Origin of the sequence: Pantoea sp. DY-5 (assembly GCF_019795955.1) — a bacterium.
Taxonomy (GTDB): Bacteria; Pseudomonadota; Gammaproteobacteria; order Enterobacterales; family Enterobacteriaceae; genus Pantoea; species Pantoea leporis.
In genome coordinates, this window is record NZ_JAIMIE010000001.1 from 449,715 (window position 1) to 474,915 (window position 25,201).

A 25,201-nucleotide genomic window follows, 5' to 3' on the forward strand; every position below is an offset into this window, starting at 1 on the left:
CAACATGTCTGGCGGATTAGTTACTGCAGCATATATTGTTGCCGCGATTCTGTTTATTTGCAGCCTTGCCGGTCTCTCGAAACACGAGACCTCAAAGCAGGGTAATATTTTTGGTATGAGCGGCATGGCGATTGCGCTACTCGCCACCATTTTTGGCCCGAACACCGGGAACGTGGCCTGGATTCTGCTGGCGATGGTGATCGGTGGTGCGATTGGTTTGCGTCTGGCGAAGAAAGTCGAAATGACCGAAATGCCGGAACTGGTTGCCATTCTGCACAGCTTCGTGGGTTTGGCGGCGGTGTTGGTGGGGTTCAACAGCTACATCGATCACGCTCCGGGCCTCGCGCCGGTGATGGAAAATATCCATCTGACCGAAGTGTTCCTCGGCATCTTCATCGGTGCGGTGACCTTTACCGGCTCACTGGTGGCGTTTGGCAAACTGCGCGGCAAGATTTCCTCTTCAGCGCTGATGCTGCCACATCGTCATAAAATGAACCTCGCGGCCTTGGTAGTTTCCTTCCTGCTGATGCTGTGGTTCGTGCAAACCGGTAGCACCGGCGCGCAGGTGTTTGCGCTGCTGCTGATGACCCTCATTGCGCTGGTGTTTGGCTGGCATTTAGTGGCGTCGATTGGCGGAGCGGATATGCCAGTAGTGGTTTCGATGCTGAACTCATACTCCGGTTGGGCAGCAGCGGCGGCAGGCTTCATGCTGAGCAATGATTTGCTGATCGTTACCGGTGCGCTGGTCGGTTCTTCCGGTGCCATCCTCTCTTACATCATGTGTAAAGCGATGAACCGCTCCTTTATCAGCGTGATCGCCGGTGGTTTTGGTACCGACGTAAGCGTGGGCGGCGAAAGCGATGAAGTTGGCGAGCACCGTGAAATTACGGCGGAAGAGACGGCAGAAATGCTGAAAGCCTCTTCTTCTGTGGTGATCACGCCGGGTTATGGCATGGCGGTAGCGCAGGCGCAGTACCCGGTTGCTGAAATTACCGAAAAGCTACGCGCGCGCGGTATCAAAGTTCGCTTTGGTATTCACCCGGTTGCCGGTCGTTTGCCTGGTCACATGAACGTACTGCTGGCGGAAGCGAAAGTACCATACGATGTGGTGCTGGAAATGGATGAGATTAACGATGACTTCAGCGATACCGATACCGTTTTGGTTATCGGCGCGAATGACACCGTTAACCCAGCCGCACTGGAAGATCCGCGCAGTCCAATCGCAGGCATGCCGGTGCTGGAAGTGTGGAAAGCGCAGAACGTGATTGTATTTAAACGCTCTATGAGCACCGGATATGCGGGTGTCCAGAATCCGCTGTTCTTTAAAGACAATACGCAGATGCTGTTTGGCGATGCGAAAGCGAGCGTGGAAGGCATTCTGCGCGCGCTGTAAAAAAAGCAGGGCGGTGATGTGATTCACCGCCCTGAGTAGAAATAAGTAGGGCGGCCATGGGGAGCCGCCCTTTTTTTAATCAATCGTCTTCATCTTCTTCGTCATCGTGATCAATCGGCGATTTGAAATCGTCTGGCTTGATCGCCAGCAAATCACAACGCAGATGATCAATCACCTGTTCCGCAGTGTTACCCAGGAACGCGGCTGACAAACCGGTACGGCCGATGGTGCCGAGCACCACAATGCCGGCGTCCAGATGCGAGGCAATGTCCGGAATCACTTCCTCGGGCAAACCTTTCGCCACGTGGGTGAACTCTTCACTGATGGAGAATTTTTGACGCAGCGCTTTCATCGCCACTAAATGCTGGCCGCGAATCGCGTCGTTATAGACGCTGGGATCAAAGTCGGGCAGTTCGATAGCAATGTTGATCGGTGTGATGGGATAAGCGCCAACCAAATGCACTTCGGTGTGATTCACCATCTCGGCAAGCAGCGTGGTTTCACGAATCAGCTTCTGATTCAGCTCATCATGATGCGGCTCTTCGCTGGCTAAGTTGACCGCTACCACCGCTTTGCCGCCTTCAGGCCACGCCTGATCTTTCACCATCCACACCGGACATGGACATTTACGCAGCAGATGCCAATCCGTCGGCGTAAATATTACCGCTTCGAGGCGATCGTGCTGGTGCGCCATTTTCAACACTAAATCATGCTGATGTGCCAGAATTTCCTGGATGATGGCTTCATAGGGACGGTTATGCCAAACCACTTTGATTTCAATTTCAACGCCAGCCTCAATATATGCTTGGGCCTGTTGGCGGATCCATTCGGTACGTTGACTGATCACCCCTTTGCGCATATTGGAGCGCTCGTCGGGCGACAGCAGCGTGGTCATTTCATATGAGAAGTCGTAAATAGGCAGGAAAGCTTTGATTTTTCCGCCAATACGTTGATTGAGATAAACCGCACGACGCAGCGCGGGCTGATCGTCCTGCTGGGCATCAATAGCCACCAGAATATTTTGGTACCGGGACATAAGCCGATCTCCTAAAACCAAAGCAAGTTGGGTTAAAGATAGCCTAAGTTTGGACAGGGCAGAAGCGGAAAAGTTGTTGCCGGATCAATAAAATAACTTTTATTAACCCGGCACAGAATCACGCGGCTTGTTCGGTCTGGCCAGCTAATTCTGCCAGCAGAGCGTGGTTCTCAATAGTGATATATTTGCCTTTTACGGCCAGCATGCCACTTTTCTGGAAGCGACCCAGCAGACGACTGATGGTTTCTACGGTTAGTCCCAGATAGTTACCAATGTCGCCACGCGTCATGGTCAAACGGAATTCACGCTGTGAGAAGCCGCGCTGACCGAAACGACGCGACAGATTCCAGACAAATGCCGCCAGACGCTCTTCAGCATTTTTCTTCGACAGCAGCAGAATCATATCCTGATCGCCTTTGATTTCACCGCTCATCAAACGCATCATCTGCTGACGCAACGCCGGCATTTTACCGGAGAGGTCGTCGAGCGTTTCAAACGGGATTTCGCACACCATCGCGGTCTCCAGCGCTTGCGCAAAGCTTGGATGTTTGGCACCGACAATGGCGTCAAAACCCACCAAATCGCCTGCCAGATGGAAGCCAGTAATTTGCTCGTCGCCTTGTTCAGTGATGGTGTAGCTTTTGATGGTACCGGAGCGGATTGCGTAGAGAGATTTCAGCTCATCACCGGCTTTGAACAGCGTCTGGCCTTTTTGAATCGGCTTTTTGCGCTCAATGATGTTATCCAGCTGATCCAGTTCGTGCTCGTTCAGCGTGAAGGGAATACACAATTGGCTGATACTGCAATCCTGACAATGGATGGCACAACCGCCAGACTGAATACGTCGAATGCTGCGTTTTTCCTGGATCATATAGTTACGCTCGATGATTATTGACTGCGGTCAATTTTAACATTTTTCTAAGCGAAGGGAACTCATCCGAGCAGTAAATGTCCTTAAAACCCCACAAATGTCAGGTATTACGCGGTTTGCGCTGGTCTGACTGAAGCGCATTTATTGTTCTGGAACGTTTTGTTGCCAGGTTTACAGCTATGGCGCGCTTGATACAGCGCAAAAAGTGACAGATGTTTTGCCCATAATCCTTTGCTACTCTTTTGCTTTAGCGTCGAATTGGACGCGCAGGCAAACACCAGGCGAGAGGAAACACCATGAACCTTGATGATGAAGACCTTTTCCGTGATGCCATGGGTGATGTGACACCATTAAAAAATTGCGCTAATACCCAATGGCTGCGCGCACCTTCGCCTAAAGCGCCGAGTACGCCGCAGGAAAGTGACGAGCAGGAAAATTTCCTCACGCGTGGCTATCTCGACATCGTTCCGCTGACCACACCGCTGGAATTCAAAGTTGAAGGCGTACAGCAAGGCGTGCTGGATAAGCTGCGACTGGGCAAATATCCGCCTCAAGCCAGCCTTAATCTGTTGCGTCAGCCGGTGGAAACCTGTCGTCAGGCGCTGTTCAGCTTTATGCAGCAGGCCAATAAACATGGGTTGCGCAATCTATTGATTATTCATGGCAAAGGGCGTGACGATGAGTCGCACGCCAATATCGTGCGCAGCTATGTGGCGCGATGGTTGCCGGAGTTTGCAGAAGTGCAGACCTTTTGTACGGCGCAGCCGAAAGATGGTGGGGCGGGCGCGCTCTATGTCGGTTTACGAAAAACCGAACAGGCGCGCCTTGAGAACCGTGAGCGTCATGCAAAACACAGTCGCTAGCTGTGGAATTTGCGGATGGTCGCCATCAACACTTCGGCGCTCAGGCTTAATGGACTGCCGCTGCGTGTAATAATGCCCACCGGTTCGCCTGGCCCTGGCGAGGCAATCGGTAGCGCGCACAACGCATCGTGATTTAAATCTTCTTTGATGGCGCCAGAAGGCACAAACCACACATAGTCGTAACGCAATGACAGCTGTCGCGCCAGCGATGTCGATGAGGTTTCGACGCAGTTTGCTGGCAAGGTACAACCTTGCTCATTCAGCATATGCTGCGCGATACGGCGCGGTGCGGTGCCTTCCGGCGAAATCACTACCGGCCACTGCATCGCGCGCGACAGCATAACGTTCTCGCTTAATAGCGGATGATCGGGGCGCACCACCAGTTTAAGTGATTCCAGAAACAGCAATTCATAAGTGAGTCCGGCCATCATATCGCTGTCCGCCATACGACCAATCCCGACATCAAACTCACCGGCACGTAAACCGGCCAACAACACGTTGTTATGCAATGTCGCAACCTGCACCGTGGTGTTAGGTTGCTGTTCATGGAAGCGATCGAGGATTTGCGGCAGCATGCCCATCGCCGCAGTCGTCAGCGCGCCGAGTCGAATCACCACCGGTCGGCCCGGCTGCGGCGCGTTGAAGCTCTGACCAGCATGATTAAGCGCATCCAGCACTTTCACCGCATGAATCAGAAACTGTTCGCCCAGCGTGGTGAGCTGCGCGCCGAGTCGTCCGCGCTCAAACAGTCGCGCGCCCGCCAACTCTTCCAGCTCATTCAGTGTTTTCGATAAAGCGGGCTGGCTCAGATTGAGCGTTTCAGCGGCACGACCGAGCGTGCCTTGCTGCGCCACCGCCACAAAGGTATGTAAATGACGCAAGCGAATGCGCTGATTGAAAAGGATATTTTTGTCCATACGCTCAACATAATGAGTTATGCCGAGGAGCAGCAATGAGGAAACGTTAATTATGTTAACTTGCCTGCAAATTTATATTAACAAAACCACCGCTATGCAAGCTTCGCCACTAACCTGCTGTATCTATTAGTAAAGCTGAAAAAGACACTTTTTGCAGCCTATTCACGCGTTTTAAAATCAACAACATACACCGATAAAAGTTGAATAATTCTCAGTTACATTCAAAAAGAGTGCCTGTTATTGTTAACGATGAGCTATGATAAGCGCCGTTTTTTTTACTAAAACTGATGCCCTAAACGGTTAAAAGTGCAGGAGTCGTTACGTGACCAGCGTTGAAGCAGTAGACGTTCGCCAGCTTATCAATAAGAGTGCGCTTAGCAGCTGGCAGAAGCGCTTAATCGCGCTGTGCTTCGTGGTGGTGGCGCTGGACGGCATGGACATTGCGCTGATGGGCTTTATTGCGCCCACGCTGAAAGCCAGTTGGGGCGTCACTAATCATCAACTCGGCATGGTGATCAGCGCGGCGTTGATTGGTCTGGCATTGGGTGCGATGGTCGCCGGACCGCTGGCCGATCGCTATGGTCGCCGCGTGATGATCCTCATCAGCGTGCTGTTTTTCGGTCTGTGGACGCTGGCCACGGCGATGGCGCAGAACATCGAACAGATGATGCTGTTCCGCTTTCTCACCGGCTTAGGGCTTGGGGCCGCGATGCCCAACGTGGGCACGCTGGTGGCCGAATACGCGCCCGAACGTCGCCGCTCATTTATTATTACCGTGGTGTTCTGTGGCTTTACCTTTGGTGCCGCGACGGGAGGCTTTGCCGCTTCGTGGCTGCTGCCGCGCTATGACTGGCACTCCGTTATGCTGATGGGCGGCGTGCTGCCGCTGCTGGTGCTGCCTTTTTTAGTGCGCGGCTTACCGGAATCGGTACGTTTTCTGATTAGCCGTCGCGCGCCTGCCGCACGTATTCACGCCATCCTCGAACGTATGCTGCCCGGCAGCGTGCAGCCGGATAGCCATTATCAAAGCACTGAGCTGCCGACCGCGCGTAAAGGCTCGGTGGCGACCGTGGTGTCGCGCCGCTATCTGTTCGGCAGTTTGATGTTGTGGGGCGGCTACTTTATGGGGCTGTTCCTCGTTTACCTGATTGGCAGCTGGATGCCTTCATTGATCAGCACGCTCGGCATGTCGGTGACGGAAGCGGCGATTGTTACGGCGATGTATCAGGCCGGCGGAACCCTTGGCTCGCTGTTTGCGGGTTGGTTGATGGACCGCATCAACGCCAACCTGGCGCTGGCGGTGATCTATTTCTGCGGTGGCATTGCGATTGTGGCGCTGGGTTTTTCACCCGCGCAGGTCGGCTTAATGAGCGCCATCGCTTTCTGCAGCGGCTTCTGTTTTAACGGCGCCAATACCGGCATGAATGCGCTCTCCGCCAGTTATTACCCAACTCATGCGCGTGCCACCGGCTCCAGCTGGATGCACGGCATTGGTCGCATCGGCGCCATTATTAGCGCCTTTGTCGGTGCCGAGTTGTTAACGCTTGGCTGGACGTTCAGTCAGATCTTCCTGCTGCTGGCGATTCCTGCCGTGTTAACCACCATCATGCTGGTGCTGAAATGTCGCTTTGGTGACCAGTCAAACCTCACCGAGTGACAAGGCGATCACAGTTCCACGAAATTGTTACCCGCCGCTAAAGGGTTGATCTACAGTAGCAACAACCCGTTAGCCCAAGGTGATGATGATGCCAAACTTTCTCAGCAGCGATGCCATCCGCACGCTGTTCTCGCAGGCAATGTCGACCCTGTATCAGCAGGAAGTGCCGCAATACGGCACGCTGACGCAGTTGGTCACCGCTGTTAATGAACGTACGCTGGAAGCCAATCCCGAGTTAAAAAACCGCTTGTCGGCCGCCGATGAACTGAGTCGCCTGAGCGTCGAGCGTCACGGTGCGATTCGCGTCGGCAAGGCTGATGAACTCAGCACGTTGCGCCAGATGTTTGCCGTGATGGGCATGGAAGCAGTGGGGTATTACGACCTGTCGCAAGCCGGTGTGCCGGTGCACTCCACGGCGTTTCGTCCGGTCAGCGATCGCGCGTTGCGCCATAATCCATTCCGCGTTTTCACTTCGTTGCTGCGTCTGGAACTGATTGATGATGCGGCGCTGCGCGAGAAGGCCGCTGCAATTCTCGCCGCGCGCGATATCTTTACGCCAGGTTGCCGCGCGTTGATCGCTAAGCATCAGCAGCAGGGCGGTTTGAACGCCGCGGATGCCGCCACTTTCGTGCATGAAGCGCTGGAAACCTTCCGCTGGCATGCGCATACCACCGTAGACAGCGCCACTTATCGCGCACTGAGCCAGCAGCATCGTCTGATTGCCGATGTGGTGTGTTTCCGTGGTTGCCACATCAACCATTTGACGCCGCGCACGCTGGATATTGATCGGGTGCAAGCGCTGATGCCTTCACGCGGCATCGATCCCAAAACCCTGATTGAGGGCCCGCCGCAGCGTAAAGTACCGATTCTGCTGCGCCAGACCAGCTTCAAGGCGCTGGAAGAAGCGGTGCACTTTAACGATGGCACGCCGGGCACGCACACCGCGCGCTTTGGTGAGATTGAACAGCGCGGCGCGGCGCTCACCCCGAAAGGACGCGAACTTTACGATCGTCTGCTGGCCGAAGCCGGTACCGGCAGCGATAACCAGCATCACCAGCAACATCTAAGTGAAGTGTTTGGTGATTTCCCCGACGACGAAGAGTCTTTGCGCGAGCAGCAGCTGGCGTGGTTCCGCTATCGCCTGACCGAAAAAGGCGAGCATTTGCCGCCACGCGCGGGCGAAAGCGTGACGCAGTTGCTGGCTGAAGAGCGTTTGAGTGCCGAACCGATCGTTTACGAGGATTTCCTGCCGGTCAGTGCCGCGGGGATTTTCCAGTCGAATCTGGGCGACGTGGCGCAAACACGCAGCGCGGGGAATGCCAGCCGAGCGGATTTTGAAAGCGCGTTAGGTTGCGCGGTGCAGGATGAAATGGCGTTGTACCAGCAGATGCAGCAGCGCAGTCTGGAACGCTGTGGCGTAGCCTGAGGGGAAATGTTACAGCCGGTCTGAAATTCAGCAGACCGGCTGCTTTTCTTGTGGTTATTGCAAGCGCGAATCACGCACCAGCGTGTACTTCCCGGCACCCAAAAACATAATGGCGAGCGCACCCAGCAGGTAAAGCGCTTCTGTCTCCAGCGCCCACGCACCGACGTCGGTGCGGTGCCAGACAGCGCCCATTTTTACCAGCAGTGTCGCAACAATCATGTTCACCGCAATGACGAACGCCACAGGGCGCGTCAAAAATCCGATGATCACCATTACAGGTGCCGCTATTTCCCCGATGTAAGCACCGTAAGCGATGAAACCTGGCATTCCTTTGACGGCGAGCATGTGCGCAATCCAACCCACGCCATGCACCACTTTGAACGCCCCATGAAACAGCAGCAATCCGCCAAACGTCAGGCGCAAAAGCAGTTTGCCAAGGTCCGGGTGATCGCACATCCGGTTGAACATTTGATTAATGCCACCAAACATGGTGTTTCTCCGTCGCGCCAGGTTAACTTGCAACCTTAAAACAAATGGCCTCGATGGGGTTAGCCAAAATATTTGATGGAGTTGTTCAAAGAATCGCGCCGCGTTTCGGCTTAATCTGCAAATGCTTTCAGAACATGGACATTCGTCCAAGGCCTGCAAATAATGGAACGATGCATTATCAGGGAACCCGAGATGAAAAATGAACGACGTCTGAGGATCATGACCGCAGAAGGGGAACTCAGAGGCCTGATGGACGAAGATCTTTTTGTCTTTAAAGGAATACCGTACGCAGCTGCACCTACTGGCGCTTTACGCTGGCGACCGCCGCAGCCGGTCCAGCCGTGGCAAGCGGTGCGTGATGCGACCGAATGGGGCGCAGCAAGCTGGCAAAATCGTGACTATTGCGTGGCCGCCGGCGGTGGCGATCCCGGTCGCTTCAGTGAAGATTGTCTCTACCTGAATATCTGGACGCCAGATGTCGAGCCCTCGCGGCCGTTGCCGGTGATGGTCTGGTTGCACGGCGGCGGTTTTTCCATCGGCGCAGGTAATCTCGATCCCTATCGCGGTAAAGCGCTGGCGGTGCAAGGCGTGGTGGTAGTAACGCTCAACTATCGGCTTGGTCACTTCGGTTTCTTCTCTCATCCGGCGCTGGACGCGCAATATCCCGCCGGGCGCGTGATCAACAACTTTGCCTTACTCGATCAAATTGCTGCGTTGCAGTGGATTCAGCGCAACATTCCGGCCTTTGGCGGCGATCGCCATAACGTGACGCTGTTTGGTGAATCCTCCGGCGCGCGCAGCGTGTTATCGCTGTGCTGTTCACCGCTCTCCGAGGCGCTGTTTCACAAAGGCATCGTACAAAGTGCCTACAGCTTGCCCGACATCTCGCAAAAGCAGGCACAACAGATTGGTTTGCAGGTCGCGGCGCATTTTGCTTTACCCGAAGATGCCAGCGCCGAGCAGCTGCGCGAGCTGCCCGCCGAACAATTCTGGCCGTTAGAGCGCCCCCTGGCGCTCGGCCCGGTTCCCATCAGCGGCGATGCGGTGCTGCCGAAACCGATGTTAACCACGTTTATCTCCGGCAAGCAGCATCGCATTCCGTTAATGATTGGCAGCAACAGCGATGAAGCCAGCGTGCTGGACTATTTTGGCGTGGATGCCACCGCGGTGTTGCGCCAGATGCGCAGCAAGAACCGCGTCAGTTATCGCCTGATGAAGTGGCTGTACGACATTCATGATGATGCGCTGCTGGGACGCGCGGTGGCGCGTGATATGGCGTTCACGGTGTTACCCTTGATAGTCGCTCAGGCGCAGCACAATATCGGCATGCCCGCATGGCGTTACTGGTTCGATTACGTCTCCGAAAACGCGCGCGATCTCTATCCGCATGGTACCTGGCACGGCAATGAAATTCCCTATGTCTTCAATACGCTGGATACGCTAACGCCGCCAGCGGAACGCAGCTACAGCGAGCAGGATAAAGCGTTCGCCTCCACAGTCAGCGCTTATTGGGTCACCTTCGCGCGTGAAGCCAGCGAGTTTAGCTCGCACTTAGCGGGTGAAGTAGATTGGCCAGCCTGGCGACCGGGCGACGATCTGACGCTGGCGCTGGGCGAACAGGGCAAAGCCCAGGCGGTGGTGAAGGCGCGCTTTATGCGTGGACGGCTGCGTTTGTTCCGTTTGATGATGCGCAGCCACGTTAAGCTTTAATGAGCGTGCTAATGGTGTAATCTGGCAAATCAATTTATAAGGCAAATTTTCGCCTATCTTGCTGATAAATCTTAAAAGCGCATATTCCTCACCCGCGTCAGTAAGCAATTAATTAGCTTACAAAACCGTTACATTTTCCCAATCCGATGCCGATAAACGCAATATGCCCGATTTTATCGGGCCTCCTTCGCGTTTCACACCAAGGGATTATGTATGGGTATCTTAAAAAATTTCACCATCCGCGCCGTATTGCTCACCATTCTTGGGCTGTTTTGCCTGCTGTGGTGTGCCGTTGGGCTGTTTAGCGTCCACTCACTGAACGCCCTCGGCGAGGGCAACGAGATTGACCGCCAACTGGTCAATCAAATGACGATTTTAAGCAAAGGAAATGATCAATATTTTCGTGTCGTTACGCGTCTGTCTCGCGTGATGGAAGGCCGCGCCTCCGGCAGCGCAGTCGGTGCTGATGCTTTTACCCCGGTGCAACAAGCGCTCGACAATATGAAAACGCTGCTGGCGCAGTTTAAAACCATGGCGCCAGGTCCGATGGATGCGGAGACCGCCAATAGCGTCATCACCAACTGGCAAAAACTGCTCGATGAAGGCATCGCACCGCAGGTTTCGCTGGCGCAGCAGGGCACGCTTGAAGCCTATCGTGCGCAAGCCAATAACGTCACGCCGCCGCTTAGTCGTGCGTTTGGTGCCAGCGCGGAAGCTTTCAATAAAGCCGCAGGCAGCAAACTGGATGAGACGCGCGTCACCGTCGATAAGCTCACCAGCATCACTAAAGTCATTATTCTGGTGGCGGTGGTGATTGGCTTGTTTATCTTGCTGTTTACCGATCGCTATCTGGTGGCGATGCTGGTGAAACCACTGGAGCGTATCCGTAACCATTTCACGATTATTGCGCAGGGCGACCTCAGCCAGCCGGTGGAAGATTTTGGCCGTAACTGCGTCGGCAAGCTGGTGCCGCTGCTGCGTGCCATGCAGGACAGCCTGCGCGAAGCGGTAAGCGCGATTCGCAGCGGCACTGAAAACATCTATCGCGGCGCAGCGGAGATCTCCTCCGGCAACAACGATCTCTCATCGCGTACCGAAGAGCAGGCGGCCGCGCTGGAGCAAACGGCGGCCAGCATGGAGCAGTTAACTGCCACCGTGAAGTTCAACGCTGACAACGCGCGTCAGGCCAGTTCGCTGGCCGAAACCGCCACCGGCACCGCGCAGCAGGGCGGACGGTTAGTGGGTGAAGTGGTTACCACCATGCAAGGCATCTCCGGCAGCTCGAAGAAGATCGCTGAGATAACCAGCGTGATAAACAGCATCGCCTTCCAGACCAACATCCTGGCGCTGAACGCCGCGGTAGAAGCCGCACGCGCCGGTGAACAGGGCCGCGGTTTTGCCGTGGTGGCCAGTGAAGTGCGCAATCTGGCACAGCGCAGCGCCGGTGCGGCGAAAGAGATCGCCACATTGATCGAAGATTCCGTGCAGCGCGTGGAAAAAGGGTCGGCGCTGGTGAGCAGCGCGGGCAGCACCATGCACGACATTCTTAAGTCGGTGCAGGATGTAAATGAAATCATGAAGCACATCGCTGCGGCGTCAGAAGAGCAGAGCAAAGGGATTTCGCAGGTCGGTACCGCCGTCACCGAGATGGACAGCGTCACTCAGCAGAACGCCTCGCTGGTTGAGGAAGTTTCTGCCGCTGCCAGCGCGCTGGAGCGCCAGACGCAGGAGCTGCAGGCCTCGGTGGCGAAATTCCGTCTGTCGGACAGCGCGCCTGTGAATAAGGTCGTGGTATCGCCAACCGCGCTGCGTCGGCCGTTGTTGACCGGCGCAGGCCTCGCACAGCCGAAATCAGCCTCTGACGAATGGGTCTCGTTCTAAACCTCAGATAACCACGCCACCAGTTCCGGCAGGAACGGTGGCGCATCTTTTTCCGCCCGCTGTAACAGGCTGTAGCTTGCGCCGGTCGCCACACTGGTGGCAAACGGCGCAATCAGTCGCCCATTCACCACATCGTTCTGCACCAAGGTGACATCCGCCACCGTGATGCCAAATCCCTGAATCGCAGCGCTGATCGCGAGATCCATGGTGGCGAAATGCTGATTGCGCGCCATTGGTAACGCGGCATCCAGCCCGGCCAGCCAAAGCTGCCAGTCGCGTGAATCCGGCGTGGGATGCAGAAAAGTAAACTTTGCCAGTTCGCCAATCTGCGTGGGCGGCGTGACGCTGCTGGCCATCACCGGCGTTAAACGCTCCTCAAACAGGCAAATCGAACCGGCTGGCGACGGGCCAAACACAATCGCCGCGTCAAAGTTATCGAGCTGTGAGCCATGATCGAGTGTGGTGGTCAACGCTACGTGAATATCTGGCCGCTGCTGTTCCAGCGCCACCAGACGCGGCACCAGCCAGCGCATGGCGCAGGTAGGCGCTTTCAGACGAATCGAGGCGTTGCTGCAGCTGGCTTTTTCTGTGGCATTCACCAGCATGGCGAAACCTTGCTGCAGTTCCGGCAGCAGCGCGGCACCTTGTTCGGTGAGATGCAGGCCACGCGCGTGGCGGGTAAACAGCGCGAATCCCAGCCAACTCTCCATTGTGGCGATTTTACGGCTCACCGCGCCTTGAGTGATGCACAGTTCGCTGGCGGCACGCGTCAGGTTGAGATGGCGCGCGGTGACCAGAAACGCGTGGATGGCATTGAGCGGCAGAGCAGAGCGGGACATAACAACCTCAAGCTATGATTTTTAATCATGGCTATTATGACAACAATTCGCTTGTCGACTCAAGCCGCACACCGTTGAATAGAAATCTACTTTCGATACGTGGTTATGCAACCTCACGAGGCACCGATGACCCTGAATAGCAGTGTTAACATCTCTTCCAAACAGCCCGATGTCGGCACGACGATTTTTAGCGTCATTGGCCAGCTGTCGGCGCAACATAAAGCCATTAACCTGTCGCAAGGCGCACCGAACTTCCCCTGCGATCCACAGCTGGTTGAGCTGGTCAGCCAGGCGATGCGTGACGGTCATAATCAATACGCTTCAATGACCGGCCTGCCGTCGCTGCGTGAAGCGCTGGCGGAGAAAGTTCACACGCTGTATGGCCAGCACTATGATGCCGGCAGCGAAGTGCTGATCACCGGCAGCGCCAGCCAGGGCATTTACATGGCGATTTCCGCGCTGGTCCACGCAGGCGATGAAGTGATCTTCTTCGAGCCGGCGTTTGACAGCTACGCGCCGGTGGTCCGTCTGCAGGGCGCTACGCCAATTGGCCTGAAGTTGCAGGTGCCGGATTTCGCCATCAATTGGGACGAACTGCGCGCCACCATTACGCCGCGCACACGCATGATCATCATCAATACGCCGCACAATCCCAGCGCGCAGGTGCTGTCAGCTGCGGATCTGGATCAGTTAGCCGCGTTGACGCGCAACACCGATATTGTGGTGCTGTCTGACGAAGTCTATGAACACATCCTGTTTGATGGCCGCAAGCACTGCGGCATGGCAACGCATCCGGAACTGGCGCAGCGCAGCGTGGTGGTTTCCTCCTTCGGTAAAACCTTCCATGTCACCGGCTGGCGCGTGGGTTATGCGCTGGCACCGGCAGCGCTGATGGAAGAGATCGTTAAAGTCCATCAGTTCATGATGTACGCCGCCGATACGCCGATGCAGGTCGGTTTTGCTCACTATCTGCAAAATCCGCAGAACTATCTGCAGCTGTCGCCGTTTTATCAGGCGAAGCGCGATCGCCTGCTGACCTTGATGCAGGATTCGCCGTTTAAGCTGCTGCCGTGCGCCGGTTCGTTCTTTATGTTGGCCAGCTACGGACATTTCAGTGACGAAAGTGATAGCGAAATGGTAAAACGTCTCATCGTCGATCACGGTGTGGCCACCATTCCGTTGTCGGCGTTTTATATGGACGGCACTGACAATAAATTAATTCGCCTGTCATTCGCAAAAGACGACGCAACACTTCAGGCCGGTGCAGAAGCGCTCTGCCAGGTCAAAGGGTAACTTAGGGGTAAATATAATGAAAAAATTGAACGCACTGTTTGTCGCTTTGGGCATGCTGACTTCGGCGCACGCGCTGGCGCAGGAAACCTTACGCTATGGTCTTGAATCGCAGTATCCGCCATTTGAGAGCCGCAACGCGCAGGGCGAACTGGAAGGTTTCGATATCGAACTGGGTAAAGCGATTTGTCAGGTAGGCAACTTCGACTGTAAGTGGGTGGAAAGCAGCTTTGATGCGTTGATTCCGGCGCTGCAGGCGAAAAAATTTGATGCCATTAACTCCGCAATGAACATCACCGAAGCGCGGGCGAAAAGCATCGACTTCACTAAGCCGATCTACCGCATTCCGACCATGTTAATCGTGAAAGAGGGCGAGAAGCTGCTGCCAACCGCCGAATCACTGAAAGGGAAAAACATCGGGGTGCTGCAGGGTTCGATCCAGGAAACCTATGCCAAGAAGCACTGGGAAGCGCAGGGCGTTACAGTGACCTCTTATCAGGATCAGAACCAGGTTTACAACGACATGGTTGCCGGTCGTCTTGACGGCACGCTGGTGATGTCAGCTGCCGGTCAATCGGGCTTCCTCGAAAAGCCGCAGGGTAAAGGTTTCGCCTTTGCCGGCAAGCCGGTAGAAGATGACACCATTCTCGGCACCGGTATCGGTTTTGGTCTGCGTAAAGGCGATGACAAACTGAAACAAGAGCTGGATGCGGCAATCACCAAGGTGCAAGCCGATGGCACCGTCACTAAGCTGGCGGCGAAATTCTTCCCTGGGATTGATGTTTCAGCGAGCAAATAACTTAAAACAGGTCGCGTAATGCTTGCCGGTTTAACCAACGGTGTTTGCGCAGGCCGGGGCCACTTTTGGTCCGGCGGTCCTCGCGCCGCTTACGCGGTTCCTTCACTTCGTTCGTCTGCCTGACGGACCGGCGGAGACGTGACTTCCATGTCCCGGCTCCGCCTTTCGCCCGCGTCCTGCGGGCTCTCCTGGCTTCCTCGCTTCGTTCAGCGCTGCGGATTGCCTGCCCAAAAGTGGCCCCGGCCTGCTTCTTAGCTTCCGTACATGTTGTTGAAAACGACTCAATTTTGAGAGGCGCTGGCACGTCTGCTGCGGCAAAAGGGCTATTCGCAGCGCTGAGGCTTTTACGTTGGGCCAGGAGCCTCACCCATGGATGCGTGAGGCAGTTCGGGGTCGGCCAGGACGGCCGATCCGCGAACGGTCCGTTGGCACAACGTGGAAGCCGAAGGCACCGCGCTAGCGGCGCGAGGACGGCCCGTGACGCAGCAGATGTGTCAGCGCCCGCAGGAGTTCGTGTCGTCATTTATGACGACCTTCTTCTTTTATTTCGCGGCTAAATAACACAACGCTTCGGCCACCTGATACGACTTCACAAATGAGGGAACCGGCAAAAACTCAAAACGCGAATGGAAATTGTGCGCGCCGGTGAAGAAGTTCGGCGTCAATAATCCTTTCGCTGATAGCGCTGCACCGTCGGTGCCGCCGCGCATCGGGATCACCTTCGGTTCCACGCCCACTTGCTCTAACGCGGCAAAAATCAGGTCAATCGCACGACGATCTTCACCAATTGCATTACTTATATTGCTGTAAGTATCGTTAATCGTCAGCGCTACATGGCCGGTGGGATAACGCGCGGCGATTTCATCGGCCACTTCCACCAGTTGCTGTTTCTTTGCATCAAAACCCTGCAAATCGAAATCACGAATCGAGGCTTTCAACACCGCGCGGCTGGCGTTGGCATTCATATCGTTGAACCAGATATAACCTTCGCGGCCTTCGGTATGTTCGGGGGTTTTTAAGCGATCGAAGCGGGAGATGAAGTCATGCGCCATCAGCAGCGGATTGACCAATACGCCTTTGCCCGACATCGGATGCGCCGGCACGCCGGTAAACACCAGCTCAGCGGCGGCAGCATTGAAGTTTTCATACACCACTTCACCCAGCTCGCAGCAGTCGATAGTCCAGGCGAAATCGACGTTAAAGCGCTGCTCAAGATCCAGCGCTTTAGCGCCGCGCAGGCCAATCTCTTCATCGGGCACAAACGCCACCACGATATCACCGTGATCGCCGCGCAGGTTCTCCAGCAACGTCATCACCACCGTCACCGCTGCTTTGTTATCGGCGCCCAGCACGCTGGTGCCGTCGCTGAAGATAATCTCCTGCCCGAGATAAGGTTTGATCTCCGGATGTTCCGCCACGCGCAGCCAGATGTCCTGCGTGCTGTTAAGGCACAGATCTTCCCCGGTGAACCTGAGGGTTTGCGGGTGGATATCCGGCGACAGGCCAACATCCACGGTATCAATATGGGTGATAAAACCGATACGCGGCGCATCAGGGCGATTACCGGGTTTCACCGCAGTGACCGTGGCGTGCTGGTCAATCACGATATCCTGCAAACCCAGTTCGCCCAGCTCTTTTGCCAGTAACTCCGCCATCGCATGTTGGGACGGCGTACTCGGCAGCGTGGTTGATTTGGCATCGCTCTGGCTGGAAACCGCCAGATAACGGTAGAAACGCTGGGTCAATTGGCTGGCAAGTTGGTCTGTCATCACAATTCCTTATTAGCATTGCGGCGTCTGTAGTACGCGTGCTGGTTAAATCATGTTATTTATTAATCAGATGAACATTACATAACGAAGCAGACTCATGGAAGTCAATAAAAAGCGAGGATCATGATGAAAAAAATGATGGCAAATCTCACTCTCACTGCAATCGGCTTGGCGGTCGCGGGCGGGGTTTCGGCAAAAACGCTGGTGTACTGTTCAGAAGGATCGCCAGAGAACTTTAACCCGCAATTGTACACGTCGGGAACCAGCGTCGATGCCAGCGCGGTACCGATTTTTAACCGACTGGTGGACTTCACGCCCGGCACCACCGAACTGGTGCCGAGCCTCGCCGAGAGCTGGGATATCAGCCCGGATGGTAAGGTCTACACCTTCCATCTGCGCAAAGGGGTGAAATTCCAGAGCAACAAGCTATTTAAGCCGTCGCGCGATTTTAACGCCGACGACGTAATCTTCTCGTTTATGCGCCAGATGGATGCCAAAAACCCCTACCACAATGTCTCCGGCGGTAACTATGCAAACTTCGAAAGCCTCGAGCTGGCGAAGCTGATCACCAGCATTGAGAAGGTCGATGACAATACCGTGCGCATCACCTTAGCTCACGCTGAAGCGCCATTCCTCGCCGACTTAGCCTGGTATTTTGCCTCGATCCATTCGGCTGAATACGCCGACCAGATGTTGAAAGCCGGCACGCCGGAGAAGGTCGATATGGAGCCGATTGGCACCGGGCCGTTTGAGCTGGTGCAGTATCAAAAAGATTCGCGCATTCTCTATAAAGCCTTCCCGGAATACTGGCAGGGCAAGGCGAAGCTCGATCGTATTGTCTTCTCGATCACGCCGGACGCCTCGGTGCGTTATGCCAAGCTGGAGAAAAATGAATGCCAGATTATGCCGTTCCCCAATCCGGCCGATCTGGAGAAGATGCGCACCAATCCCGATTTAACGCTGGAACAGAAATCAGGCCTGAATACCGGTTTCCTGTCGTTCAACACCACCAAAGCACCGCTGGATAACGTCAAGGTGCGTCAGGCGCTGGCGATGGCGATTAACAAACAGGCGATCATTGATGCCATCTTCAAAGGTACTGGCACGGTAGCGAAAAACATCCTGCCGCCGGACGTGTGGAGTGCAGATAAAGATCTGAAGGATTACGACTACGATCCGCAGAAAGCCAAAGCGCTGCTGCAGGAGGCGGGGATTAAGCCAGGCACCGAAATCGCCCTGTGGGCGATGCCGGTACAGCGACCGTATAATCCAAACGCGCGACGAATGGCGGAGATGATTCAGGCGGACTGGGCCAACGTGGGTATCAAAGCCAATATCGTCAGTTATGAGTGGGGCGAATACCTCAAGCGCGTGAAAGGCGGTGAGCATCAGGCGGCGCTGATGGGCTGGACCACGGCGACCGGCGATCCGGATAACTTCTTCGGCCCGCTCTACAGCTGCACCTCGGCGAATGGCGGCTCCAACTCGTCAAAATGGTGTTATCAGCCGTTTGAGAAGATCATTACCGAAGCGCGCGCCGAGCAAAATCACGACAAACGCGTGGCGCTGTATCAGCAAGCGCAGCAGATTATGCATGATCAAATGCCAGCGGTGATGATTGCTCACTCAACCATCTTCGAGCCGGTGCGCAAATCGGTGAGTGGTTATCAGGTCGATCCGTTCGGTAAACACATCTTCTACCCGGTGGATATCAAGAACTGAGTCACGGCTTCCAGCGCTGGCGCAGCGGTTCCTCTAACGCATCCAGCTGTTGCAGCATAAAGGTGAGAAACACATTCAGGGCGGCACTGCGAGGTCGCCCTGATTGCGTCTGCAGCTGCAAGGTGCGCTGGCTCAGCTGATCGATGCCTACCGAGCGCAAAATCAAACCGTGCGTTTCCGCTTCCTGCAGCACGGTAAAGGCGCTGCAAATTGTCACCGCCTGCGGCGTGCGCAGCAGGAATTGAAACAACATCGAAAAGGTATCGCAGGTCATCACCGGCTCAACCAGGCTGCCATTCATATGGCTGGCGAGCTCAAACAGTTGCCGCACGGTGGTGTTTTGCTGCGGCAAGGCCAGCGGATAGTGACTGAGATCGGCGAGCGTGACCTGCGGCGCGTTGGCCAGCGGATGCGTTTGATGCATCACGATTAATACCGGTGCCGGCCACGAACCCATCACTTCCACACCGCGCTCAGCGTGAAGACTAAATTGCAGCGCCACGTCACACTCGCCGTTGCGCAGCGCTTCCGCCACGCCTTGCGTGCTGGCGACTTTCACATCAAACAGCACGCCCGGATTGTCATTGCGAAAATCTGCGATCAAACGCGGTAGCAGCGTAAATGCCAGCCCATCGGTGCAGGCCACGCGAATCAACGTGCGGCGCACCGCTTTCAGTCCCTTAATTTCCGCCAGCGCATACTCCATATCCAGCAGGTTCTTTCGAACGTGATGTGCAAAGATTTCGCCCGCTTCGTTCAACACCATGCCGCGCGCGTGACGCGCAAACAGCGGCACGCCAACCTGATTTTCCAGCCGCTGAATTTGCCGGCTGATCGCCGACACCGCCACAAACAGCTGTTCGCTGGCGGCGCTGAGCGAGCCAGTATTAGCGACGGCGAGAAAATAGCGGATTTCACTGCTTAACATGCGGATGCCTCATGGTGGTGCATGCCTCGAAATCGGGCAGGCTAGCTTTGCTATAAAAGCAAATCTTACTCGATAAATTGATAATTGTGGCAAAGCAGTGTTTCCGCAAAGATGCCTTAACGACAAAACAATAAAAGACAGGGCAAACATGACAGCACAACAGGCGGTTCAACAGGCCACCGCTTATTTTGACAGCGGGGAGTTTCAACGAATTTTGGCGCGTCGCGTGGCGCAACGTACCGAAAGCCAGCGCGACGATCGTGACAACGAATTACAGCGCTATTTGCAGGATGAGATCGGCCCGCAGCTGATCGCTCTGGGCTTCACGTTGCATTTCATCGACAACGCGGAAGCTGCTAATCGACCGTTCCTCGTGGCGGTACGCATTGAAGATCCCATGCTGCCAACCTTGCTCAGCTATGGTCACGGCGATGTGGTGTTTGGTGATGATGAAAACTGGCGCGACGGCTTATCGCCATGGCAGATGGTTGAAGAGGGCGATCGCTGGTATGCGCGCGGCAGCGCAGATAATAAGGGCCAGCACTGCGTCAATCTGGCGGCGCTGGAGCAGGTGTTTGCGTTGCGCGGTGGCAGCCTGGGCTTTAACTGCAAAATACTGTTCGAGATGGGTGAAGAGATCAGCTCGCCGGGGCTGGCGCATTTGTGCCAGCAGCATGGCGAGCTGCTGCAAGCCGATCTGTTTATTGCTTCAGACGGTCCGCGTCTCAATGCGGTTCGTCCAACGCTGTTCCTGGGCTCACGCGGCGCGGTTAATTTCCGTTTGACCGTTAACGCGCGTGACAACGCTTATCACTCCGGCAACTGGGGCGGATTGTTGAGCAATCCGGGTACGCAGTTGGCCAACGCCATCGCTTCGCTGGTCAACGCGCAGGGCGTGTTGCAGGTCGAGGCGCTGAAACCCAACTCTTTGACGCCGCAGGTGCGCGATATTCTCGGCGATATCGAGGTGGGCGGCATGCCGGGCGATCCCGATATCGACGTGAACTGGGGCGAGCCGGGACTGACGCCAACCGAACGCCTGTATGGCTGGAACACGCTGGAAGTGTTGTCGTTTCTCACCGGCAATCCGGCGCGTCCGATGAATGCTATTCCGGGCAGCGCCACCGCCGTTTGTCAGCTGCGTTTTGTGGTGGGTACCGACTGGGAAAATCTCGCCCAGCATGTGCGCGCCCATCTGCATCAGCACGGTTTTGACTATGTGGAGGTGGAGTTTATGCGCGGATCGCCCGCGACACGCCTTGATCCCACCGATCCGCTGGTCAATTGGGTGCTGACCAGCATGGCGGAAACCAGCGGCAAGAAACCGGCGCTGCTGCCTAACCTCGGCGGCTCGCTGCCCAATGACGTGTTCTCCGATATTCTCGGTTTGCCAACCTTATGGGTGCCGCACTCGTATCCAGCTTGCGGCCAGCATGGCGTCAACGAGCATATGTTGAAATCGATTGCCCGCGAAGGTTTGCAGATTATGACGCGTCTGCTGTGGGATCTCGGCGAGCAGGGAGCGGAACTGGTGGCGCAGCATCGTGCGCACGTTGGAGGTGGCCAATGAGTACATTAAATACCACGATGCCGTTGAACGCAGCGAAGCCCAATCTGCACAAAACGCTGTTCGCGACCTGTATCGGTAACGCGCTGGAGTGGTTTGATATCGCCGTGTACGGCTTTTTTGCCAGCTACATTGCGCATGCCTTCTTTCCTACCAGCGATCCGTCGGTTTCAATGTTGCTCACCTTTGGCAGTTTTGGTGTGTCATTCCTGATTCGTCCGCTGGGCGCGATTGTGCTGGGCAACTATGCCGATCGTCACGGTCGAAAAAAAGCGCTGCTGTTATCGATCAACCTAATGATGCTCGGCGGCGCGGTCATCACCTTTATGCCGAGCTACAGCAGCATTGGCCTGATGGCACCGCTGCTGATTTTGCTGGCGCGTCTGGTGCAGGGTTTCTCTGCCGGGGGCGAATTTGGCAGCTCGACGGCGTTCCTGGTTGAACACTTCCCGGAGCGCAAAGCCTTTATCGCCAGCTGGCAGTTCGCCACGCAGGGCGCCAGTACGTTGATGGCGTCGGCATTTGGACTCGGACTGACGCAGATTCTCAGCGAAAGCCAGATTCAGGATTGGGGATGGCGTATTCCCTTCGCCTTCGGCCTGCTGATTGGCCCGCTGGGGATCTATATTCGACGTCACGTACATGAACCGGCGAGCTTTGCTGAGCACAAACCGGAAGCCGCGCCGCTGAAAAGCCTGTTTGGCCGCCAGAAGGAATTGATGTTGTTGGCGATCGGCCTGATGGTGATTTCGACTGCGGTGAACTACATGCTGAACTATGTGCCGACTTACGCCACCAAAAATCTGCACCTGTCGGGCAGCGTGGCGTTTACTGCTACCTTGTTGGCGGGTGTGATTTTGACGGTGGTCACGCCAATTATGGGGTTATGGGCCGAGCGGGTGGGGCGCGTGCCGCTGATGTGGGGATCGTTGATTTTGCTGATCGTCACCATCTATCCGGCCTTTAAGCTGGTGGTTGATCACACCACGCCGACTACGTTGATTTTGCTGGTGTGCTGGATGGCGCTGCTGAAGTCGATCTACTTCTCAACGGTGCCGTCGGTGATGGCGGATCTGTTCCCGATGGGTACGCGCGCCAGCGGCATGGCGATCAGCTATAACGTGGCGGTTACGGTGTTTGGTGGCTTTGCCCCGCTGATTTGTACACTGTTGATTAGCGTGACCGGCACCAGTCTGGCGCCCGGTTATTATCTGATGGCGATGTCGGTGTTAAGCGGCCTGGCGCTGCTGCGCAGCCAGAAGCGGGTTTTATAAAGGTTTCAGGGTTACAGGTCGCCACTTATGGCGTAATGCTTGTCAGCTAAGGCAACGGCGAGTGTGCTGGCCGGGGCCACTTTTGGGCCGGCGGTCCTCGCGCCGCTAGCGCGGTACCTTCACTTCACTCGTCTGCCTGACGGACCGGCGGAGACGGGACGTCCTTGTCCCGGCTCCGCCTTTCGCCCGCGTCCTGCGGGCTCTCCTGGCTTCCTCGCTTCGTTCAGCGCTGCGGATTGCCGGCCCAAAAGCGGCCCCGGCCTGCTCATCAACTTCAGTGCGTATTATTGAAAAGGGCTCATTTGCCAGAGGCGCTGGCGCGTCTGCTGCGGCAAAAGGGCTATTCGCAGCGCTGAGGCTTTTACGTTGGGCCAGGAGCCTCACGCAGGGATGCGTGAGGCAGTTCGGGGCCGGCCATGGATGGCCGATCCGCGAACGGTCCGTTGGCACAACGTGGAAGCCGAAGGTACCGCGTTAGCGGCGCGAGGACGGCCCGTGACGCAGCAGATGTGTCAGTGCCCGCACGAATAGCAATCCTGAAGAAAAATGCTTTCTTACTAACAAGCATTTCGCTGTTCATGGCTTCTGGAGATCACTATCTACGAGAACTGCAAATACGCCACGTGCGTCTGCAAGAACTCTTCCAAACCGTGACGGCCATCAGCGCCGCCAATGCCCGATTTACGCCAGCCCGCATGGAAGCCTTGCATCGCTTCGAAGTTCTCGCGGTTGATATAGGTTTCACCAAACTTCAACTTACGCAGGGCAACCATCGCGGTGTTGAGGTTCTGAGTGTAAATCGATGAGGTCAGACCATATTCACAGTCATTCGCCAGCGCTACGGCTTCATCAAGGGTTTTAAAGGTCATCACTGGCAGCACTGGACCAAAAATCTCCTGCTGCATGATCTCCATATCCTGACGCACGCCCGTGATAATGGTTGGTTCAAAATAGAAGCCTTTGCTGCCTGCACGCTTCCCGCCTAGCACTACTTTGCCGCCATCCGCGACCGCGTTCGCCACTTTCTGCTCAACGCGTTCCAGCGCGGCCGCAGTGATTAGCGGCCCCATATCGATATCGTTTTGCTCGGCCGGATTACCAAACTTCACCTGCTGCATGGCGGTAGTCAGCGCGCTAATAAAGCGGTCGTAGATGCCTTCCTGCACGTAAACGCGCTCAGCACAGTTACACACCTGTCCGGTGTTGATCACGCGGGAGCTAACAATCGCTTTGACCGCCAGATCGAGATCGGCATCATCCATGACGATGGCTGGCGCTTTTCCGCCCAGTTCAAGCGAGACTTTGGTAACGTTTTTCGCTGCGGCTTCCATGGTGGCTATACCGGCGTTGACGCTGCCGGTCAGACTGACTAAGCCGACTTTCGGGTTGCCTGCCAGCTCCTGACCAATCTCCGGGCCATAGCCGTAAACAAAGTTGATCACGCCTTTCGGCAGACCAATTTCATGGATGATGTGCGCAAAAATCGCCGCATTGTTAGGCGTCAGCTCACTTGGCTTGATAACAATGGTATTGCCGGTTACCAGCGCGGGCGCGGCTTTACGTGCAATCAGGAAGAAGGGGAAGTTCCACGGCAGAATGCCGGTGGTGACGCCAATCGCTTTCCTGAACACAAAGATGTTTTCGTTGGGACGATCGCTATTAACGATCTCGCCATCATAACGGCGTGCCCATTCGGCCATGTACTCAAGATAATCAGCTGTAAACAGTACTTCAGTTTGCGCCAGACCCTGGGTTTTTCCGCCTTCGGCGACGATAGTGGCGGTCAGTTCTGGTTCACGCTGACGAATAGCAGCGGCAATTTTGCGCAGCCAGTTGCCGCGTTCAACGGGGGGGAGCGCTTCCCAATTCGGCTGCGCCACTTCAGCAGCGTCGATGGCCTGCGCGGCGTCGTGTTTACTGCCTTCCGGCACGCGCGAAAGTAATGCCTCAGTTGCTGGGTTAATCACTTCTATCCACTTATCGTTCTGATCGGCAACAAACGCGCCATTAATATAATGTTGATGGTGTGTTGTCATGTGCAGGTTCTCCGCGATCGGTTTCGTTAAAGATTTGTGAATTGCAGAGTGAAACAGATCAGGGCATAGCACCTTTTTGCTATTGCCAATGCAACTTGAGGGATGGCAAAGAAGGGAAGAACAACACGACAGACGCAGCATTCCTGGCGAAATGCCGCGCTTTCAGCGGCTTAGTAGTGATTTAAGGTATGTTAAAAAATGTCAGGAACCTGGCATCGCCGCGCCGCTGACAATAAACCACGCCAAAAAACTGACGCCAGCAATGATGATGGCAATAGGGAAAAGCAGTCCGATTTTCATAGTCATCCCGAGAGTTAAGCGATCTGCACGATCGCGCGATGGGTTTTCATCATACTGAACAGCTGGAATTGCGTGGCGTCGTCGACCTTACGCAGATGCTCACCTTTCTGATAATGAATCGCATGAACGTGACCCAGCTGTCGCCACACCACAATCACCGAAGCCAGCAGGGCGCAATTCTCCTCGCTCTGCACGCAATCCAGCGTGGCGTAATGTGCTTCATCTAATCCATTAATAAAGACGTTCAGCGCCTGCGCCGGCACGATGGCCCGGATGTCATCCAGCATCACGCGGCTCACCGATTGTGACAGCAAAAGCCGCAATCTTTTGGTATTCATCTCAATCCTTCGTCCTGATGATTTTCCCAACGTTATACGGATTAAACGCCTGCGGGGAAAGTCTGGTACGCGGCTTTGTGTGACTGCCATGTTAAC

21 protein-coding genes are annotated in these 25,201 nt (G+C 55.5%); 11 read left to right on the plus strand and 10 right to left on the minus strand.

From position 1 onward, the window contains the following. The first annotated feature begins 4 nt into the window (after nucleotides 1-4). Nucleotides 5-1,393: a Re/Si-specific NAD(P)(+) transhydrogenase subunit beta gene (pntB, locus tag K5Y30_RS02125; protein ID WP_222210377.1), complete on the plus strand. Its 1,389-nt coding sequence runs from the start codon at nucleotides 5-7 to the stop codon at nucleotides 1,391-1,393. Between the two features lie 79 nt (nucleotides 1,394-1,472). Here the strand turns inward: pntB and uspE are convergent, their stop codons facing one another. Together uspE and K5Y30_RS02135 are read right to left on the minus strand one after the other, a co-directional pair. Then, nucleotides 1,473-2,429, minus strand: coding sequence for a universal stress protein UspE (uspE, locus tag K5Y30_RS02130; RefSeq protein WP_101764321.1), 957 nt, complete (start codon nucleotides 2,427-2,429; stop codon nucleotides 1,473-1,475). A gap of 118 nt (nucleotides 2,430-2,547) precedes the next feature. Further along, the gene (locus tag K5Y30_RS02135; protein ID WP_008106391.1) at nucleotides 2,548-3,300 is read right to left on the minus strand and encodes an FNR family transcription factor; all 753 of its coding nucleotides are present in this window, start codon (nucleotides 3,298-3,300) and stop codon (nucleotides 2,548-2,550) included. 296 nt (nucleotides 3,301-3,596) lie between these two features. Here K5Y30_RS02135 and smrA point away from each other — a divergent pair, with 296 nt between their 5' ends. Continuing rightward, nucleotides 3,597-4,163 (plus strand): DNA endonuclease SmrA, encoded by a 567-nt coding sequence (gene smrA / locus K5Y30_RS02140; protein WP_222210378.1) that lies wholly within the window; start codon nucleotides 3,597-3,599, stop codon nucleotides 4,161-4,163. On the opposite strand, the gene K5Y30_RS02145 is transcribed toward smrA, so the two are convergent. After that, nucleotides 4,160-5,080 (minus strand): LysR substrate-binding domain-containing protein, encoded by a 921-nt coding sequence (locus K5Y30_RS02145; protein ID WP_222210379.1) that lies wholly within the window; start codon nucleotides 5,078-5,080, stop codon nucleotides 4,160-4,162. The two genes, smrA and K5Y30_RS02145, sit on opposite strands and share 4 nt — an antisense overlap. A 322-nt stretch (nucleotides 5,081-5,402) precedes the next feature. On the opposite strand from K5Y30_RS02145, the gene K5Y30_RS02150 reads away from it, so the two are divergent. Both K5Y30_RS02150 and K5Y30_RS02155 read left to right on the plus strand, forming a co-directional pair. Then, a complete protein-coding gene (locus K5Y30_RS02150; RefSeq protein WP_101764324.1) occupies nucleotides 5,403-6,737 on the plus strand; it encodes an aromatic acid/H+ symport family MFS transporter in 1,335 nt (444 codons plus the stop codon). Nucleotides 6,738-6,825: 88 nt separating this feature from the next. After that, nucleotides 6,826-8,163, plus strand: coding sequence for a VOC family protein (locus K5Y30_RS02155; RefSeq protein WP_222210380.1), 1,338 nt, complete (start codon nucleotides 6,826-6,828; stop codon nucleotides 8,161-8,163). A 54-nt stretch (nucleotides 8,164-8,217) separates the two neighbouring features. Here the strand turns inward: K5Y30_RS02155 and K5Y30_RS02160 are convergent, their stop codons facing one another. Then, on the minus strand, nucleotides 8,218-8,652 hold the full coding sequence (locus tag K5Y30_RS02160; protein ID WP_222210381.1) for a DoxX family protein: 435 nt from the start codon (nucleotides 8,650-8,652) through the stop codon (nucleotides 8,218-8,220). A 192-nt stretch (nucleotides 8,653-8,844) separates the two neighbouring features. On the opposite strand from K5Y30_RS02160, the gene K5Y30_RS02165 reads away from it, so the two are divergent. Further along, complete coding sequence (locus K5Y30_RS02165; RefSeq protein WP_222210382.1) at nucleotides 8,845-10,362, plus strand: carboxylesterase/lipase family protein; 1,518 nt, start codon at nucleotides 8,845-8,847, stop codon at nucleotides 10,360-10,362. Nucleotides 10,363-10,575: 213 nt separating this feature from the next. Further along, nucleotides 10,576-12,243: a methyl-accepting chemotaxis protein gene (locus tag K5Y30_RS02170; protein WP_222210383.1), complete on the plus strand. Its 1,668-nt coding sequence runs from the start codon at nucleotides 10,576-10,578 to the stop codon at nucleotides 12,241-12,243. Here the strand turns inward: K5Y30_RS02170 and K5Y30_RS02175 are convergent. Continuing rightward, nucleotides 12,240-13,082, minus strand: coding sequence for a LysR substrate-binding domain-containing protein (locus K5Y30_RS02175; protein ID WP_222210384.1), 843 nt, complete (start codon nucleotides 13,080-13,082; stop codon nucleotides 12,240-12,242). The two genes, K5Y30_RS02170 and K5Y30_RS02175, sit on opposite strands and share 4 nt — an antisense overlap. A 126-nt stretch (nucleotides 13,083-13,208) precedes the next feature. Here K5Y30_RS02175 and K5Y30_RS02180 point away from each other — a divergent pair, with 126 nt between their 5' ends. Then, nucleotides 13,209-14,375: a methionine aminotransferase gene (locus K5Y30_RS02180; protein WP_222210385.1), complete on the plus strand. Its 1,167-nt coding sequence runs from the start codon at nucleotides 13,209-13,211 to the stop codon at nucleotides 14,373-14,375. A gap of 16 nt (nucleotides 14,376-14,391) precedes the next feature. After that, entirely contained in the window at nucleotides 14,392-15,171 is a 780-nt protein-coding gene (locus K5Y30_RS02185) for a transporter substrate-binding domain-containing protein (RefSeq protein WP_110866208.1), read from the plus strand. Between the two features lie 542 nt (nucleotides 15,172-15,713). On the opposite strand, the gene pepT is transcribed toward K5Y30_RS02185, so the two are convergent. Then, nucleotides 15,714-16,940, minus strand: a complete 1,227-nt coding sequence (pepT, locus tag K5Y30_RS02190) for a peptidase T (RefSeq protein WP_137385839.1) — start codon at nucleotides 16,938-16,940, stop codon at nucleotides 15,714-15,716. 126 nt (nucleotides 16,941-17,066) lie between these two features. On the opposite strand from pepT, the gene K5Y30_RS02195 reads away from it, so the two are divergent. Next, nucleotides 17,067-18,662, plus strand: coding sequence for an ABC transporter substrate-binding protein (locus tag K5Y30_RS02195; RefSeq protein WP_110866206.1), 1,596 nt, complete (start codon nucleotides 17,067-17,069; stop codon nucleotides 18,660-18,662). Between the two features lies 1 nt (nucleotide 18,663). Here the strand turns inward: K5Y30_RS02195 and K5Y30_RS02200 are convergent, their stop codons facing one another. Further along, nucleotides 18,664-19,590, minus strand: a complete 927-nt coding sequence (locus K5Y30_RS02200) for a LysR family transcriptional regulator (RefSeq protein WP_137385838.1) — start codon at nucleotides 19,588-19,590, stop codon at nucleotides 18,664-18,666. A 148-nt stretch (nucleotides 19,591-19,738) separates the two neighbouring features. On the opposite strand from K5Y30_RS02200, the gene K5Y30_RS02205 reads away from it, so the two are divergent. Both K5Y30_RS02205 and K5Y30_RS02210 read left to right on the plus strand, forming a co-directional pair. After that, nucleotides 19,739-21,160: a M20 family metallopeptidase gene (locus tag K5Y30_RS02205; RefSeq protein ID WP_222210386.1), complete on the plus strand. Its 1,422-nt coding sequence runs from the start codon at nucleotides 19,739-19,741 to the stop codon at nucleotides 21,158-21,160. Continuing rightward, nucleotides 21,157-22,431, plus strand: coding sequence for an MFS transporter (locus tag K5Y30_RS02210; RefSeq protein ID WP_222210387.1), 1,275 nt, complete (start codon nucleotides 21,157-21,159; stop codon nucleotides 22,429-22,431). Before K5Y30_RS02205 ends, K5Y30_RS02210 begins: the two co-directional genes overlap by 4 nt. A 599-nt stretch (nucleotides 22,432-23,030) precedes the next feature. Here the strand turns inward: K5Y30_RS02210 and aldA are convergent. The 3 genes from aldA to K5Y30_RS02225 form a co-directional block, all read right to left on the minus strand. After that, nucleotides 23,031-24,467 (minus strand): aldehyde dehydrogenase, encoded by a 1,437-nt coding sequence (aldA, locus tag K5Y30_RS02215; RefSeq protein WP_222210388.1) that lies wholly within the window; start codon nucleotides 24,465-24,467, stop codon nucleotides 23,031-23,033. A gap of 201 nt (nucleotides 24,468-24,668) precedes the next feature. Next, nucleotides 24,669-24,767 (minus strand): YoaK family small membrane protein, encoded by a 99-nt coding sequence (locus tag K5Y30_RS02220; RefSeq protein ID WP_137385834.1) that lies wholly within the window; start codon nucleotides 24,765-24,767, stop codon nucleotides 24,669-24,671. A gap of 14 nt (nucleotides 24,768-24,781) precedes the next feature. Further along, nucleotides 24,782-25,105 carry a hypothetical protein gene (locus tag K5Y30_RS02225; RefSeq protein WP_222210389.1) on the minus strand — a complete coding sequence of 108 codons (324 nt, stop codon included), beginning with the start codon at nucleotides 25,103-25,105 and terminating at the stop codon, nucleotides 24,782-24,784. Nucleotides 25,106-25,201 lie beyond the last annotated feature (96 nt).

Coding starts and splice junctions, on each gene's coding strand:
- smrA (WP_222210378.1), top strand. CDS start 3,597: ATGAACCTTGATGATGAAGACCTTTTCCGTGATGCCATGGGTGATGTG.
- K5Y30_RS02165 (WP_222210382.1), top strand. CDS start 8,845: ATGAAAAATGAACGACGTCTGAGGATCATGACCGCAGAAGGGGAACTC.
- K5Y30_RS02210 (WP_222210387.1), top strand. CDS start 21,157: ATGAGTACATTAAATACCACGATGCCGTTGAACGCAGCGAAGCCCAAT.
- K5Y30_RS02170 (WP_222210383.1), top strand. CDS start 10,576: ATGGGTATCTTAAAAAATTTCACCATCCGCGCCGTATTGCTCACCATT.
- K5Y30_RS02155 (WP_222210380.1), top strand. CDS start 6,826: ATGCCAAACTTTCTCAGCAGCGATGCCATCCGCACGCTGTTCTCGCAG.
- K5Y30_RS02185 (WP_110866208.1), top strand. CDS start 14,392: ATGAAAAAATTGAACGCACTGTTTGTCGCTTTGGGCATGCTGACTTCG.
- K5Y30_RS02145 (WP_222210379.1), bottom strand. CDS start 5,080: ATGGACAAAAATATCCTTTTCAATCAGCGCATTCGCTTGCGTCATTTA.
- uspE (WP_101764321.1), bottom strand. CDS start 2,429: ATGTCCCGGTACCAAAATATTCTGGTGGCTATTGATGCCCAGCAGGAC.
- K5Y30_RS02225 (WP_222210389.1), bottom strand. CDS start 25,105: ATGAATACCAAAAGATTGCGGCTTTTGCTGTCACAATCGGTGAGCCGC.
- K5Y30_RS02200 (WP_137385838.1), bottom strand. CDS start 19,590: ATGTTAAGCAGTGAAATCCGCTATTTTCTCGCCGTCGCTAATACTGGC.
- K5Y30_RS02180 (WP_222210385.1), top strand. CDS start 13,209: ATGACCCTGAATAGCAGTGTTAACATCTCTTCCAAACAGCCCGATGTC.
- pepT (WP_137385839.1), bottom strand. CDS start 16,940: ATGACAGACCAACTTGCCAGCCAATTGACCCAGCGTTTCTACCGTTAT.
- K5Y30_RS02220 (WP_137385834.1), bottom strand. CDS start 24,767: ATGAAAATCGGACTGCTTTTCCCTATTGCCATCATCATTGCTGGCGTC.
- aldA (WP_222210388.1), bottom strand. CDS start 24,467: ATGACAACACACCATCAACATTATATTAATGGCGCGTTTGTTGCCGAT.
- pntB (WP_222210377.1), top strand. CDS start 5: ATGTCTGGCGGATTAGTTACTGCAGCATATATTGTTGCCGCGATTCTG.
- K5Y30_RS02175 (WP_222210384.1), bottom strand. CDS start 13,082: ATGTCCCGCTCTGCTCTGCCGCTCAATGCCATCCACGCGTTTCTGGTC.
- K5Y30_RS02160 (WP_222210381.1), bottom strand. CDS start 8,652: ATGTTTGGTGGCATTAATCAAATGTTCAACCGGATGTGCGATCACCCG.
- K5Y30_RS02195 (WP_110866206.1), top strand. CDS start 17,067: ATGAAAAAAATGATGGCAAATCTCACTCTCACTGCAATCGGCTTGGCG.
- K5Y30_RS02135 (WP_008106391.1), bottom strand. CDS start 3,300: ATGATCCAGGAAAAACGCAGCATTCGACGTATTCAGTCTGGCGGTTGT.
- K5Y30_RS02205 (WP_222210386.1), top strand. CDS start 19,739: ATGACAGCACAACAGGCGGTTCAACAGGCCACCGCTTATTTTGACAGC.